This is a genomic window from Streptococcus parasanguinis CC87K, assembly GCF_000507765.1.
Lineage (GTDB): Bacteria > Bacillota > Bacilli > Lactobacillales > Streptococcaceae > Streptococcus > Streptococcus parasanguinis_J.
Genome location: NZ_KI669401.1, coordinates 120,986 through 133,589, shown reverse-complemented (window position 1 = coordinate 133,589; position 12,604 = coordinate 120,986). Strand labels below are relative to the sequence as shown.

The 12,604-nt window shown below is 41.7% G+C and carries 16 protein-coding genes; 1 reads left to right on the top strand and 15 read right to left on the bottom strand.

Translation table 11 applies throughout. The features are described 5' to 3' along the window. Positions 1 to 33: 33 nt before the first annotated feature. The 15 genes from HMPREF1195_RS00670 to HMPREF1195_RS00600 all read right to left on the bottom strand — a co-directional run bounded on the left by HMPREF1195_RS00670 (position 34) and on the right by HMPREF1195_RS00600 (position 10,310). Positions 34 to 429, bottom strand: coding sequence for a hypothetical protein (locus HMPREF1195_RS00670; protein ID WP_155246324.1), 396 nt, complete (start codon positions 427 to 429; stop codon positions 34 to 36). Continuing rightward, complete coding sequence (locus HMPREF1195_RS00665) at positions 426 to 1,019, bottom strand: hypothetical protein (protein ID WP_023917549.1); 594 nt, start codon at positions 1,017 to 1,019, stop codon at positions 426 to 428. Before HMPREF1195_RS00665 ends, HMPREF1195_RS00670 begins: the two co-directional genes overlap by 4 nt. Further along, positions 1,016 to 1,423: a hypothetical protein gene (locus HMPREF1195_RS00660; RefSeq protein ID WP_023917547.1), complete on the bottom strand. Its 408-nt coding sequence runs from the start codon at positions 1,421 to 1,423 to the stop codon at positions 1,016 to 1,018. The genes HMPREF1195_RS00665 and HMPREF1195_RS00660 overlap by 4 nt, the downstream gene beginning before the upstream one ends. 43 nt (positions 1,424 to 1,466) lie before the next feature. Beyond that, entirely contained in the window at positions 1,467 to 1,856 is a 390-nt protein-coding gene (locus HMPREF1195_RS00655) for a hypothetical protein (RefSeq protein WP_023917546.1), read from the bottom strand. A gap of 52 nt (positions 1,857 to 1,908) precedes the next feature. Beyond that, complete coding sequence (locus HMPREF1195_RS00650; RefSeq protein WP_037599420.1) at positions 1,909 to 2,247, bottom strand: DUF7716 domain-containing protein; 339 nt, start codon at positions 2,245 to 2,247, stop codon at positions 1,909 to 1,911. Between the two features lie 202 nt (positions 2,248 to 2,449). Further along, positions 2,450 to 3,808 (bottom strand): sensor histidine kinase, encoded by a 1,359-nt coding sequence (locus HMPREF1195_RS00645; RefSeq protein ID WP_006596733.1) that lies wholly within the window; start codon positions 3,806 to 3,808, stop codon positions 2,450 to 2,452. Continuing rightward, on the bottom strand, positions 3,780 to 4,454 hold the full coding sequence (locus HMPREF1195_RS00640) for a response regulator transcription factor (protein ID WP_023917545.1): 675 nt from the start codon (positions 4,452 to 4,454) through the stop codon (positions 3,780 to 3,782). Before HMPREF1195_RS00640 ends, HMPREF1195_RS00645 begins: the two co-directional genes overlap by 29 nt. A gap of 89 nt (positions 4,455 to 4,543) precedes the next feature. After that, positions 4,544 to 5,113, bottom strand: coding sequence for a PepSY domain-containing protein (locus tag HMPREF1195_RS00635; protein WP_006596735.1), 570 nt, complete (start codon positions 5,111 to 5,113; stop codon positions 4,544 to 4,546). A gap of 177 nt (positions 5,114 to 5,290) precedes the next feature. Then, the gene (locus HMPREF1195_RS00630; protein WP_023917543.1) at positions 5,291 to 5,623 is read right to left on the bottom strand and encodes an SMI1/KNR4 family protein; all 333 of its coding nucleotides are present in this window, start codon (positions 5,621 to 5,623) and stop codon (positions 5,291 to 5,293) included. A gap of 27 nt (positions 5,624 to 5,650) precedes the next feature. Further along, positions 5,651 to 6,349 carry a 3-oxoacyl-ACP reductase gene (locus tag HMPREF1195_RS00625; RefSeq protein WP_023917541.1) on the bottom strand — a complete coding sequence of 233 codons (699 nt, stop codon included), beginning with the start codon at positions 6,347 to 6,349 and terminating at the stop codon, positions 5,651 to 5,653. After that, positions 6,342 to 6,578 carry a DUF2829 domain-containing protein gene (locus tag HMPREF1195_RS00620; RefSeq protein WP_000141913.1) on the bottom strand — a complete coding sequence of 79 codons (237 nt, stop codon included), beginning with the start codon at positions 6,576 to 6,578 and terminating at the stop codon, positions 6,342 to 6,344. Before HMPREF1195_RS00620 ends, HMPREF1195_RS00625 begins: the two co-directional genes overlap by 8 nt. Positions 6,579 to 6,682: 104 nt before the next feature. After that, on the bottom strand, positions 6,683 to 8,074 hold the full coding sequence (locus HMPREF1195_RS00615) for an APC family permease (RefSeq protein ID WP_023917539.1): 1,392 nt from the start codon (positions 8,072 to 8,074) through the stop codon (positions 6,683 to 6,685). Between the two features lie 285 nt (positions 8,075 to 8,359). Then, entirely contained in the window at positions 8,360 to 9,190 is an 831-nt protein-coding gene (locus HMPREF1195_RS00610) for a hypothetical protein (protein ID WP_023917538.1), read from the bottom strand. Beyond that, complete coding sequence (locus HMPREF1195_RS00605; RefSeq protein ID WP_023917537.1) at positions 9,187 to 9,987, bottom strand: hypothetical protein; 801 nt, start codon at positions 9,985 to 9,987, stop codon at positions 9,187 to 9,189. The genes HMPREF1195_RS00610 and HMPREF1195_RS00605 overlap by 4 nt, the downstream gene beginning before the upstream one ends. Next, a complete protein-coding gene (locus HMPREF1195_RS00600; protein ID WP_023917534.1) occupies positions 9,981 to 10,310 on the bottom strand; it encodes a PadR family transcriptional regulator in 330 nt (109 codons plus the stop codon). The genes HMPREF1195_RS00605 and HMPREF1195_RS00600 overlap by 7 nt, the downstream gene beginning before the upstream one ends. A gap of 258 nt (positions 10,311 to 10,568) precedes the next feature. Between HMPREF1195_RS00600 and HMPREF1195_RS00595 the strand changes: the two genes are divergently transcribed. After that, the gene (locus HMPREF1195_RS00595; protein WP_014713037.1) at positions 10,569 to 12,533 is read left to right on the top strand and encodes a peptide ABC transporter substrate-binding protein; all 1,965 of its coding nucleotides are present in this window, start codon (positions 10,569 to 10,571) and stop codon (positions 12,531 to 12,533) included. Positions 12,534 to 12,604 lie beyond the last annotated feature (71 nt).

The following is a 12,604-nucleotide window of genomic DNA, read 5'->3' as shown; positions in this document are numbered from 1 at the left end:
CACTTCCGACTTAAGGTTTGGTCTGCTCAACCATCAAAAGGAAAGCGCATTAGTGAACATAAATGTTTCAATCACTCTGATAAATTCTTCCTTGTCTCTCGTTTTAAATTCTCCAAGGAATTGATTGATTTCCAACCCACAAGATTCTTCACAATCTTTCATAGAATAAAATCGGACAGTAAGAAATCCTTCTGGATCCCCCTCTGGTTCATAGGAGGAATCAAAGCAAACTTTCTTTTGACTATGTGTTCCACACAATAAAAATTCACCATAGTACCAATCCAGATTTTCTTTATTCAATTCAAACTGATAAAAATTATTAATATCAATAGTCCACCCGTTTGCCACCCTTATCGGCTGCAAGTCTTTCCAATTACTCCTCATCACTTTGCTCCCTGATTTTATTTTAAGATTCGTTAAATCTATCACGATTTTCCATGATTGGATTTTTCTATTTCTACTTCTAGCATTCTATTATTAGGAAAGAGATCATCTCTTAGAACGATTCCATCGTCTTCTATCAAATAGGCCATGTGCTCCCAGAAGGGCAATTCTTGTTCAAGGGACTTTTCCAAGGCAAGTACTTGGTTCTTCAAATTTGCTGCAATCTCTTCGACTTCATCTTGCTCAATCTCATAAAACTTTGCTTTCAAAAGAAAGATGCCTGATAGAAAAAGTGAATAAGAGGAAACAAAAGTATGTAAGGAAGAATTGACATAAACCCTCGCTTCTTGAAAAACTTCTCTTCCTTCTTGATTGCAAAGTAAGAAGACTTGTTCCTCTTCTCCAATTACAAAAGCACCTAAAAAACACTGGCCAAAAAGCCTATAACTCTCTTGCTCTTTCCTTAGTTCTACTAGATCCCTAGCTACTTTAACAAAAGAAAATCCCATTTTGGAATAATCCTCTAAATAGGCAAAAAAGTTGAAACGAACCACATCCAGACTAAATGGTTTCTCCTCTGTAGGCACCAGACAAAAACCAAGCTCCTTCACTAATTCATTGATAGTAACTGTCATTTTTCTATCCGATCTCCTAGGTTATTTTCACCCAATTTTTTAAACTTCCAAAGTTTGATAGCCGCATCTTTTCTAAGTCCCATAAAGAGGCTTGCTAAGGTTACTGCTTCCTCTTTTTTATAGACTTGAGAACTAATACTGGCCCATCCATCTTGCAGGCATTCAATTTTTAAGTAGAAATCTCGCTCTTGTCCAAGTTTCCCTGTTACATCGTCTATTTCATAAGAAGCGGACAGCAAAGACACTGAGATAAAGTCCCCCGGTCTTCGATACATTCGCATGACGGATTCTTTCTGATTAACAGAGTGGATATCCTCTTTTGTTTCAGCTCTATCACGATCGGATAAAATCACCCACTCCCTATCATCCTCTGATGAATAAAAACGCCATTCTTTCTCTACCATATCCTGCTCCATCTTCTAGTGCTTCTCTTGTTATAGACTACACCTAATAGTAAGCGACTTCCCCTAAACCATATTCTAAAATTTCAAGACTATTGTGGGAGAATTTAAGTCCTCTACCATGCTCCGAGTCCTCTTTCAGTCCAAATTCCAAGCCGAAAATTAGGTCTACAGCCCTTTGTTCAGACAAGATAAAAATTGAAAGGAGTCTAGCATGTGCTAGTCCTGTAAATTCCTCCTGAATTTTTTCCAAAGCTTTTGGATACCATACTGATGATTGATCCAGTAGATTATCGAGTTTTGCTTTATAGGACGGAGTCAACTCCTCATTGATAACCTCTAAAGAATCACTTAAAGCAAGGCAGACCTTTTCTCTTTCCTCTGGAATTGCTACATACATCTCGTTATGGACATCAAATTTATATTCTCTCATCATTTTCTCTCCTTATGCTATCAGTCATCAGATACCATTTCTCTAATCAACCTAGCTAATCATTAAAGGGCATAAAGTTATCGTGCTGCTGATAATATTTCAAAGCCTCGACCAAGTCTTGGTGACTAGCATCTGGCTTTTCTTCAAGCGCTACGGTGAGGACATCAATCAACTGTTCTCCATAGTAGACTAGCTGAAGATCTTGCTCCGCAACATCTGTCGGGTAGACATCACGGTCATCTACGACATCTGGATAATCCGATATCCAATAGAGCCTATCTAGTGCTAGTTCTCCATACTCCTTACCATAGAGGCAAAAATCATCTGAAGAAGACTCGTCCACACGCATCTGCTCGATGATCTGCTCTAGTGAAAGTTCTTGGTGTTTCCGCATCTCTTCTCCTTTTTGAGTCTCTCTTTCCATAGTTTGACCTCCATATTACAGGTCCCTTTTAGGCTATCATACCATAAGATTCCCTTTCCATAAAGCTAAAACAGAAAATGAGCCTAGCGGTTTTACTAGACTCATTTTATCCTTATTATTTCACTTTATTATTTTCCCTTTTCAACCCATACTGATCGCTCAATCAACCGTCTTAGACAGAAGTCTTGTCCTGGATCTGTGGGAAAGTCACACGAAAGAGACTTCCTTTTCCTTCTTCAGAGATGATTTTCACCTCTGCTCGATGGAGGTCTGCAATGTCCTTAATAAAGGACAACCCAAGTCCGATACCACTATTGAGGCCCTTGTTCCGAGAATCCTCCACCTGATAGAAGCGATCCCAAATCTTGCTCAAATGGTCTGGCGCTATCCCAATCCCATCATCCGCTACCTTGAGAACAGCACCAGCTGGACTAGCCACCAAGTGGATGGCAACCTTGGTCTTGGTAAATTTCACTGCATTGCTCAATAGATTATCCAGCATCCGAGTGACCAAAACAGCATCCCCCTGAATCCAGAGGTCCGGCTGAATGCTCACTTCAAAGGCTATGGGGCTTTCGCCCCACTTTCTTTCCTGTCCCTGACAATAATCTGACACCAGGGTTGATAGACAAACGGGTTTTAAATCCGACCACTGCAGGTGTTGGGTCTTGGATATTTCCAAGATCTGCTCGGTCATCGATTTCATTAATTTAGCCTGCCGATGAATGACCGTCAAAGATTCCTTGGTCTCCTCTAGGTTATCTGCATATTTGGAGCCAAACTCACTCTCCGAAACGATGACTGACAGAGGGGTCCGCAACTCATGGGATACATTTTGGTTGAATTGCTTTTCTTTCTCAAAAGTCGACTGAACAGAAGAAATCAAATTATTAAAGACCTTGGTAAGACGAGACGTTTCTACATAATCCTTCTGATGCTCGGTCGACACGCGCTTACTGTAGTCTCCGCTCTCTGCAATTTCCTCTGCCATTTGGGTCACCTCTCTGATCGGCAGAAAGGCCTTACGAAGGATCCGACGTCCACCCCAGGCCATCCCAAGGATGGACAGAGGAGCTAGAATGGCCAAGGAAAGAAGAAAGATACTTAATTCTCTTCCTAGACCAGAAGCAAGGCGCACGCCCCGTATCCATTTGCCCTCACTTTCATTATAGACATCAAAATAATAATAGGTTGCTTGGGAAGAGGTATACGTCGACAATTTCCCAGACTCAAAGCCAGCATTGATATCAAAGCCACTTGGCAGAGCACCCTGCTCCAACTTCATGTTTTGATTGTAGAGTGCAAAATAATTTCCGTCATCAAAGGGCTCAAATTCCTCAAGGTCTGAAGCTACTTCCATGGTCTTCTGCTCCAGTTCCCCACGTGAGCTATAGCTGGACCAGGCTCCGGAAATGATAAAAGAAGCACAAAACATAAGAACAAAGAGAAAAGAAACAAAGAGGGTATACCACAATGTCACCTTAGAAACGATGGAGGGAGACTTAGAGTCCTTCTTCATTTTTGAAAACATAGCCCATCCCCCTTTTTGTCTGAATAATCGATGGATTACCTAATTTTTTGCGGATATTCTTGACTAAAACATCAATGATATTAGACTCTCCAACATAATCAAAATCCCAAATATGCTCACGAATCTGTTCCCGACTTAAAACCACATTGGGATGGCGCACCAGACACTCTAGTAACTCATACTCCTTGGAAGTCATGTCAACCAAAACACCCTTGTGTTGGATGGTCTTTTTTGCCAGGTCTAAGGAATAGTCACCAAATTGGACCAGGTTGGTCAAGTTTTCTCGATTATTTCGTCTCAGCATGACGCGAATCCGAGCCAGTAATTCATCAAATTCAAAGGGTTTGACCAAGTAGTCGTCTGCACCAGCATCCAGTCCTGTTACCTTGTCTTCTAGGCTATCTTTAGCCGTTAGCATCAGAACTGGGGTCTTAATCTGATGATTTCTCAAGTAGCTCAATACCCCCAAACCATCTAGCTGCGGCATCATAATATCTGAAATAATCACGTCATACTGGGACACACGAATGTAGTCCAAGGCCTCCTGACCATCATAGGCCGCATCAACACTATACTGCTGGGTTTTCAGTAATTTAACGATGCTACGATTCAAATCTACTTCGTCTTCAATCACTAATACTTTCATAGCCACTTACTCCAAATTTCTTCCCTTATTATACCATGCTTCCATAAAAAATCTCGGCTAGGAAAAGCCTAGTCGAGATCTTACTCTAGTTAATCGTGATCCAGCTCCACATCTTCTTCCAATACGGTACCTGTATTGGCATCTAACTCTAACTCAATTTTTTGATTGCCTTCTCGCAAGCTAACGCTATAGACAAGTTTACCATCTTCTACATCTAACTCTACTTTTTCGATACTAGCATTCGAGTATTTTGATTTCAGCTGGCTCTCTACCTTAGCCAAGTCCAACTGAACACTTGCTCCGATTAATTGCTGATCTTCACGATCCTGACTCAGATCCTTAGTTTTTGACTTCAAGATAGCACCAGACTGGCCATCGATCTTATATTCTTTTTCATTTTTTCCATCCAAGATGGTCACTTCATACACTGCTTTTCCATGTTTTTCTTCTTGCTCGTAGCCAATCACTTTTCCACCCTTAGCTTCTTTCAGAGCTTTTTCTTGAGCTTGTGCAAGGGTGACAGATGCAGTCACTGTTGAAGAAGTAGTCTTTTTACTTGTTCCAGTATCGGCAAAGGCTACTACAGAGCCTAGAGCGGCAGTTGATAGAGAGAAGATTGCGAGACTTGCAACGGCTTTTTGTTTAATTGATTTTTTCATGTTAGTTACCAACTTTCTTTTTTTCTTATCAAGTTCTTCTTGATGATTCTATTTTATCTAAGAAAGATGAATCCAAAATGAATGAGAAAAGATTTTTTAAAAAATTTTTTAAAAAAGACTGAGTAAATCGACGAGCTTTTTGCAGCTATCTTTCTCAGTCCCCTTTCTATTTCTATCTTACTCCTCCTGCAAGATCTGATTAATAAAGTCTGTAATTGATTCAGCTACCTTTTGCATTTCGAGAGAACCTAGCGCACCTAGATCATTTTCATAAATGCTATCGTCCCCATTCTTTTTGAGGAAATAGGCCATATCCCCATCTTGACCGATCATAAAGAAATCTGGTTCATCCTCATCAATCTGGTAGGTTTGATTGCGTTCGGTAAGATCTTCTTTAGCATAGAGACAAATACCCGTCTCACCAATGTCATAACCTAGCTGATCCCCTAAGTCATCAAGAAATACCTGATATCCTTTCGGTAAGGAAAAACCAAAATCATATTCGTGCATGCTTTAACCTCCTGCTTTCTCAGTTCTCTACTTCAAACTCCAGCCACCATCAATGGTCAGGAGTTGTCCCTGCATAGCAGAGGACTTCCCACTAGCCAAAAAGAGGCTGACTTCTGCCACTTCCTTTGGCTCTATCCAGCGTTTAATAGGGGTCTCACTAGCTACCCAATCTGCCAGACCACCTGGTTCAAAGTCAGCAGCGGTCATACCAGTCTTAACTGCACCAGGAGCAATGCCAAAGACCTGAATCCCAGCTTCAGCATAGTCTAGAGCTAATTGCTTGGTAAATCCTGCTAAGGCATGTTTAGAAGAGGTATAGGCGTGCCCACCTCCGCCTGCAAGGCTAGAAGCAATGGAGCACATATTGATAATGATCCCTTGCTTCTTCTCCATCATTTGAGTCAGATAATGCCGTGTCAGCTCTACCGGAGTCACATAGTTGATCTCAAAGATCTCCTGAATCTCCTGAGCGCTTTGCTCAAGAAGCGGTTTGTAATCGTCCAATACTCCCGCTGTATTGCACAAGACATCTACCTCAGGACACCAGTCGAAGATTGGTGTCAAATCCAAGGTTAAGTCTCGCTGTAAGAAGTGAAAATCGCCTGGCAACTGAGGATCCGCTCCTTGGTCCACTCCAAAAACCTGATAACCCTTTTCTAAAAACAAACGAGCTTGCGCCAGACCAATCCCGGAGCTCACGCCTGTAATCAAGACCCCTTTAGTCATGCACTTCCACCCAATCTGTCGCTAGAACATCACAGGGAGTTGGACTCCACATGGAAAAGCCTTCGCCTTCACCAGACACGTTAATGAGGAAATAAGGTGTCACTTCCAGAGCCACTCCATTTTGCTCGATGGTATCAAACAATTGGACATAGTTTTCTGCTCCACCCCATCCTGTTCGTACATATTTTTTCTTGGCCTTTAATCCTGGTAAAATCTCTTCAAATGTCATGGTGTTCTCCTTTGTTATCTATTTAACTTTCTCCCTTTATTATACCAAAAAAAGAGCTTTCTCTATACAAAAAGCCAGAGTTCTTCTACTCTAGCTTTCATCTTTTATTTATGTTCTTCTGAATGGCGATACCCATAGCCAAAATAAATTCCTATCCCAATCAAGAGAGCAACTCCGAAGGCCAGCCAGGTCGATAGAGAATACTGGGTCATAAAGGACACACAGACCACAATCGATAGGATTGGTAAGACCGGAACCAAAGGCGTTTTAAATTCACCAGGTCCAGGAACCCCGTGTTCCTTGCGCAATTTCAAGAGGGCAAAGGCCAACATAACCAGGTAAGCCAAGGTACAGATATTTAAAAAGGAAGCGATACTAGCTAGCGGAAAAACTCCACCAGCAATGGCAGCCATCAATCCAGCGACCAATGTCGCATTTTTTGGGATTCTGGTTTTAGGATCGAGCTGTTTCATCGCTTTTGGCAAAAGGCCATCTCGCGCCAAACTGTAAATCATCCGTGAGAGGGCAAAGGTCATAGAAATGCAGACGGTAATCAGGGTCAAAATAGCGACCAACGATACATAATTCCCTGCCCAGCTAGCTCCTACCTGACGGAGGGCAAAGGCAACTGCATCATCTACATTTAAGTTCTTAAAAGGAACCATGCCGGTCAAAACCAGGGTAACCAAGATATAAAGAACCGTTGTGATCAAAAGACTAAGGACAATGCCGCGAGGAACGTTCTTTTGTGGTTCCTTGATTTCATCGACCGCCATTGAAATGGACTCAAAACCAAGAAAGGCAAAGAACATGAGCGAAGCGCCAGCCATAATACCTGTTTGACCACCATAAATTTCGCCAAAGCCATAAGGGGCAAAGTTTGCCCAGTTGCCAGGGTTTAGGTGAAAAATCCCGACAAGAATAAACAAGGTAAGAGCTGAGAACTTGAGTAAGACCAGCAAGGAATTGAAGCGTAAGACGGCTTTTGCATTCATAAGGACCAAGGCTGTGACGAGGACCATGACCAAAATAGGTAAGAGATCCACATAAGTTCCCGCAACTGGATCAAAAGTCCCATTTAAAGCCGTCGGCAGACTCCAGCCAAGATTGGCCAATAAGCCCTTGAAATACGCAGCCCAACCTGAAGCCACCCCTGATACGGCGGTCATGAATTCCATCACAGTCAACCAACCTGCAATCCATGCGGGAAACTCTCCAAAGATGGCATAGAGGTAACTATAGGCTCCACCAGTTGAAGGGATGCGAGAGGCAAACTCAGCAAAAAAGAGGGCAGATAAGCCAACGCAAAAAGCCGCAATCACAATCGAAATGATCAAGGCTGGACCAGCTAAATTCGCTGCTGCAGTTCCCGTAATCGTGAAGATTCCTGTCCCCACCATGGCACCGATTCCTAAAATAATCAAATCCCACAATCGTAAATGGCGATTTAGACCCGGGTGTACTTGCCCAAGTCCCTTTTTTCGAAACAAATTCATGTATATTCTCCCATCTAATGAGTTTATTCTATCATACTTGGATCAGAAAAGAGAGTGAGACAGAAATCGGTCATTCGTTAGAATTCGATTTCGTCGTCCCACCTCCGCACAATTGAGTAGGGCATCTTTGGAACTTGAAAAGCGAACAAATACTTAGGAAACTTGCTTAGCAAGTCCTATCTACCACCTCAAAGCAGTGCTTTGAGCACTCAACCACTGCGTCTTGCTCGACAATCCAAAAACAATTGAGAGGCTAGGACTTTTGTCCCAGCCCTCCTTTTCTTTCTATTTACCACTTTCCGTCCTATTCTTTTTCAAAGAACGAATGGTAAACCAATAGTATATAACTAGCCCAAAAACAATGACGCCTGTTGGCAGGAGGACAGTCATACTAGGATTCTGAATTCCTTGTGCCAAGGTCCAGCGATGCAAGAATCCCACTACTAAGAAGGACAGAATAGGAAAGATGAAAGCACGAGCAAACTCTTCTTTCCATTGCCAAAGAATGAGAGCTCCACTAGCTCCTGTCATAAGGAGAGTATCCCATGGATTCGGCACTGTCAACCAAGCAAGGGCTGGTAAGAAGCGGACCCCCACGATCTCACTAGCGAAATAGACTCCTAAAACCAAAACAATTGCCACATGGATTGCTTTTCTCGACTTTTCTTCTGCAAAAATGAGGCGACGAAGGAGATAGAATAGTAGCCCAATTGCTAGGAGTCCCAAAATGATGTCGGTTAAATAGACTAGAGGCTTGAGCACAAGGACTGCTTGTGAAGCAAAATCACTTAAGAGGCGATAAAAAATGACAACTCCTGAGACGATTGCCCCATATTTTAGAACGGATCGCGTGGATTCTTTAGGCATGTTCTCGATGATTTGGTCTGCCATTCCCTTTGGATCCTGTCCAAAATAGTCCTTGGCTGTCAATCCATCACCGCTTGCTTGCGAAAAGTCTAGTGCTAAATTATAGACCTGCTCTCTCAAAGCCTTCTCCTCATATAAGAAACCGGCGAAATTGAAATAATCCCAGAGATCTTGGAAATAAGCTTGGTCCTCCTGGCTAAATGTTTGAACCAAAGCCTGCGTTTCTTCATAATAAATAACTGATGTCATCTTTCTTTCCCCTTTCTTTGGAGACGAAATACAACGAAGGTCAAAACTAGTCCTATGAGAGGAAGTAGCCAGCCTAATAAATGAGCAGTTTCCTGATTCACAAGACGAATCCAGCATCCCGTAACTAGGAAAGTCAGGCCCATGACCAGTATACTCATCATCAAACGCTCCCTGCTTCTATAAGCCATAACCGCAAACCCAAGTAGGACTAGGACAGCAAGAACAACCGCCCAACCATCTGATAAGAATAGACTCCCAATGTGGCCAAAATAGATCGAAAATAGTCGTACGATGTTCAGAAATACCATCAGGCAGATCACACTGATAAAAATAGCCCAAGACCACTTCATTTCACCATAGCTCTGTTTGGACCAAAGCCACGTGATGAACTGGCTAAACACCAAGAAATTGAGTAGAATGACAACATAGGTCAGGGGTTCGATTTTCAGTGGCGTCATCCAGGTGAAATCCATTAAATAACGCATGCCAACTAAGATCACTCCAAGTAGGAAGACGAGTCCCACATAAGATCCTAAAGAGCGTTTAGGTAACTCTGAAAGAACTTGGTCCACCATAGCCCGTGGATCCTTTCCAAAATAATCCACTGCCCGAATGCCTTCTTTCTCAGCAACTTTTAGGTCGCAAACCATATTGTAGAGTTGTTCACCGAGTGCTTCATCATCATAAAAATAGGACTTAGCCCCAATATAAGCGACCATTTTTTTCACATAGGCTTGATCCTCTTTATTTAAATGAATCAATTCATCTGACATTTTTTCTGTATAACTTTCTACCATTCTTCCCCCTCCTTCTTGATACGTTCTACTTTTGTGACTAGCTCCTGCCACTGGTCCCAAAATTCCCCTAAACGCTCTTTTCCAGCATCACTGAGTGAAAAATACTTACGATCAGGACCATCTGGAGACGGCCTCATTTCCCCATGAATAATTCCTTGTTTTTCTAATTTTTGAAGTAGGGGATAAATGGTCCCAGCGACAATCTTATCAAATCCCATCTCTTTGAGACTTTGAATCAATTCGTAGCCATAAATGGCCTTTTTGGAAATAATCTCCAGCACACAGCCCTCCAAGACTCCCTTTAGTAATTGGGACTCTTTCATCCTTCTCACCTCTTTCTTCACATATTCACTAGTTTGTTTTACATACTAGTTTATTCACTATCAGTATACTCTTTCTCAACTAGTATGTAAAGCAAAATAGTAACTTTTTTAAAAAAATTTTATTCCTTAAAAATCCTTTAAAATCAAGGCTTTCACTGTATACTGGTGTGTAAATATACAAAAAAAGTTCAAAAAACACTTTATTTTATAGATTGATTGGAGTATAATAATTAAAATTATTCAAAAGGAGACACGAATATGAAAAAATCGAAGCTTGCTCTTTTAGCAGGTGTTGCCGCTGCTTCAACGCTTTTCCTTGCTGCATGTGGCTCATCTTCTAATGCGTCAAAGGGAACAACCTACAACTACGTGTATGGTACAGACCCTGATTCCTTGAACTATTTGACTTCAAATCGTTCAACTACAAGCGACATTACTACCAACTTGGTCGATGGTTTGTTTGAAAACGACCAATACGGTAACCTAGTGCCTGCTCTTGCTGAGGACTGGTCTGTTTCAAAAGACGGTCTGACTTATACCTACAAGCTTCGAAAAGACGCGAAGTGGTATGATTCAGAAGGAAATGAATACGCTGACGTCACTGCAAAAGATTTCGTGACATCTCTGAAATATGTAGCCGATAAAAAATCTGATGCACTTTACTTGGTTCAAAACTCAGTCAAAGGTTTGGATGACTATGTAAATGGGAAAACCAAAGACTTCTCAACCGTTGGGGTAAAAGCTGTTGATGATCATACTCTTCAATATACTTTGAACCAACCTGAATCTTTCTGGAATTCTAAATTGACGACTGCTACCATGATGCCAGTTAATGAAAAATTCTTGGAATCAGCTGGTAAAGATTTCGGTAGCGTGAAACCAAATGGGATCCTCTACAACGGGGCCTACATTTTGAAGTCCTTCACTTCAAAATCACAAATCGAGTTGGAAAAGAACCCTGAATACTACGACAAGAAAAATGTTCACATCGATACGGTTAAATTGACTTACTTCGATGGATCAGACCAAGACTATCTTGCTCGTAACTTCTCAGATGGTAACCTATCTACTGCTCGTCTCTTCCCAACAAGCTCAACCTACAGTACGATTGAGAAGAAATTCAAGGATAACATCGTTTATACCCCACAAGATTCTACTGTTTACTACGCTTACTTCAACGTCAACCGTCAAAATTACGGCCATACCAAGAAGACATCTGATGAGCAAAAGAACAACACGAAGACAGCCCTTCAAAACAAAAACTTCCGTCAAGCTTTGAACTTTGCTTTAGACAGAACTTCCTACAGCGCTCAAGTTAACGGGAAAGACGGAGCATCAAAAACTCTTCGTACCCTTCTAGTTCCACCGACATTTGTGCAAGCAGACGGGAAAGACTTCGGTACTCTCGTTGAAGAAAAACTTGCCGCAACAGGAGATGAGTGGAAAGGTGTTAGCTTCGCAGATGCTCAAGATAGCTTGCATAATGCGGACAAAGCCAAAGCGGAACTTGAAAAAGCGAAGGCTGAATTGCAATCACAAGGTGTTCAATTCCCAATCCATATCGACTATGTCGTAGACCAATCTTCTAATGCTCTTGTCCAACAAGCAGACTCTATGAAGAGCTCAATCGAAGCAGCTCTTGGTAAAGACAATGTCGTAATCGATGTACAAAAATTGTCTACAGACGATGCAGACAACGCTACTTACTTTGCCCAATCACCAGAGCAAAAAGACTTTGATATGGATATCACTGGTTGGGGACCTGACTTCCAAGACCCATCTACTTACTTGGATATCTTGAACCCAACAGATGGTTCAACCTTGACTGGTATGGGACTTGATCCTAAGAAAGACCAAGCGCTCATCGAAAAAATTGGTTTGAACCAATACAAAGAATTGTTGGATGCTGCCAATGCTGAAAAATTGGATACCAATGCACGTTATGAAAAATACGCTGCTGCCCAAGCTTGGTTGACAGAAAACGCCATTGTTCTTCCAATCTACTCTAAGGGTGGAGTTCCATCTATCACCAAGGTGACGCCATTCTCAGCAGCAAATTCTGCAATTGGTATTAAAGGTGAAACAAGCTTCTTCAAATACCAAAAAGTGCAAGACAAGACAGTCACAACGGCTGACTACGAAAAAGCTTATAAGAATTGGTTGAAAGAAAAAGAAGAATCAAACAAAAAAGCGCAAGAAGAACTTGCAAAACACGTGAAATAATCACGATAAAAACACCGAGGATCAAATCCTCGGTGTTTTTGATTAAGGAAAAACCTATCCTTGAAACTTTC

What these genes read in the sequence shown, in the direction of transcription:
- HMPREF1195_RS00620 (WP_000141913.1), bottom strand. Translation starts at nt 6,578, where the DNA reads ATGACATTTGAAGAGATTTTACCAGGATTAAAGGCCAAGAAAAAATAT.
- HMPREF1195_RS00655 (WP_023917546.1), bottom strand. Translation starts at nt 1,856, where the DNA reads ATGATGAGAGAATATAAATTTGATGTCCATAACGAGATGTATGTAGCA.
- HMPREF1195_RS00650 (WP_037599420.1), bottom strand. Translation starts at nt 2,247, where the DNA reads ATGCGGAAACACCAAGAACTTTCACTAGAGCAGATCATCGAGCAGATG.
- HMPREF1195_RS00635 (WP_006596735.1), bottom strand. Translation starts at nt 5,113, where the DNA reads ATGAAAAAATCAATTAAACAAAAAGCCGTTGCAAGTCTCGCAATCTTC.
- HMPREF1195_RS00665 (WP_023917549.1), bottom strand. Translation starts at nt 1,019, where the DNA reads ATGACAGTTACTATCAATGAATTAGTGAAGGAGCTTGGTTTTTGTCTG.
- HMPREF1195_RS00660 (WP_023917547.1), bottom strand. Translation starts at nt 1,423, where the DNA reads ATGGTAGAGAAAGAATGGCGTTTTTATTCATCAGAGGATGATAGGGAG.
- HMPREF1195_RS00600 (WP_023917534.1), bottom strand. Translation starts at nt 10,310, where the DNA reads ATGAAAGAGTCCCAATTACTAAAGGGAGTCTTGGAGGGCTGTGTGCTG.
- HMPREF1195_RS00645 (WP_006596733.1), bottom strand. Translation starts at nt 3,808, where the DNA reads ATGTTTTCAAAAATGAAGAAGGACTCTAAGTCTCCCTCCATCGTTTCT.
- HMPREF1195_RS00605 (WP_023917537.1), bottom strand. Translation starts at nt 9,987, where the DNA reads ATGGTAGAAAGTTATACAGAAAAAATGTCAGATGAATTGATTCATTTA.
- HMPREF1195_RS00625 (WP_023917541.1), bottom strand. Translation starts at nt 6,349, where the DNA reads ATGACTAAAGGGGTCTTGATTACAGGCGTGAGCTCCGGGATTGGTCTG.
- HMPREF1195_RS00630 (WP_023917543.1), bottom strand. Translation starts at nt 5,623, where the DNA reads ATGCACGAATATGATTTTGGTTTTTCCTTACCGAAAGGATATCAGGTA.
- HMPREF1195_RS00615 (WP_023917539.1), bottom strand. Translation starts at nt 8,074, where the DNA reads ATGAATTTGTTTCGAAAAAAGGGACTTGGGCAAGTACACCCGGGTCTA.
- HMPREF1195_RS00610 (WP_023917538.1), bottom strand. Translation starts at nt 9,190, where the DNA reads ATGACATCAGTTATTTATTATGAAGAAACGCAGGCTTTGGTTCAAACA.
- HMPREF1195_RS00595 (WP_014713037.1), top strand. Translation starts at nt 10,569, where the DNA reads ATGAAAAAATCGAAGCTTGCTCTTTTAGCAGGTGTTGCCGCTGCTTCA.
- HMPREF1195_RS00640 (WP_023917545.1), bottom strand. Translation starts at nt 4,454, where the DNA reads ATGAAAGTATTAGTGATTGAAGACGAAGTAGATTTGAATCGTAGCATC.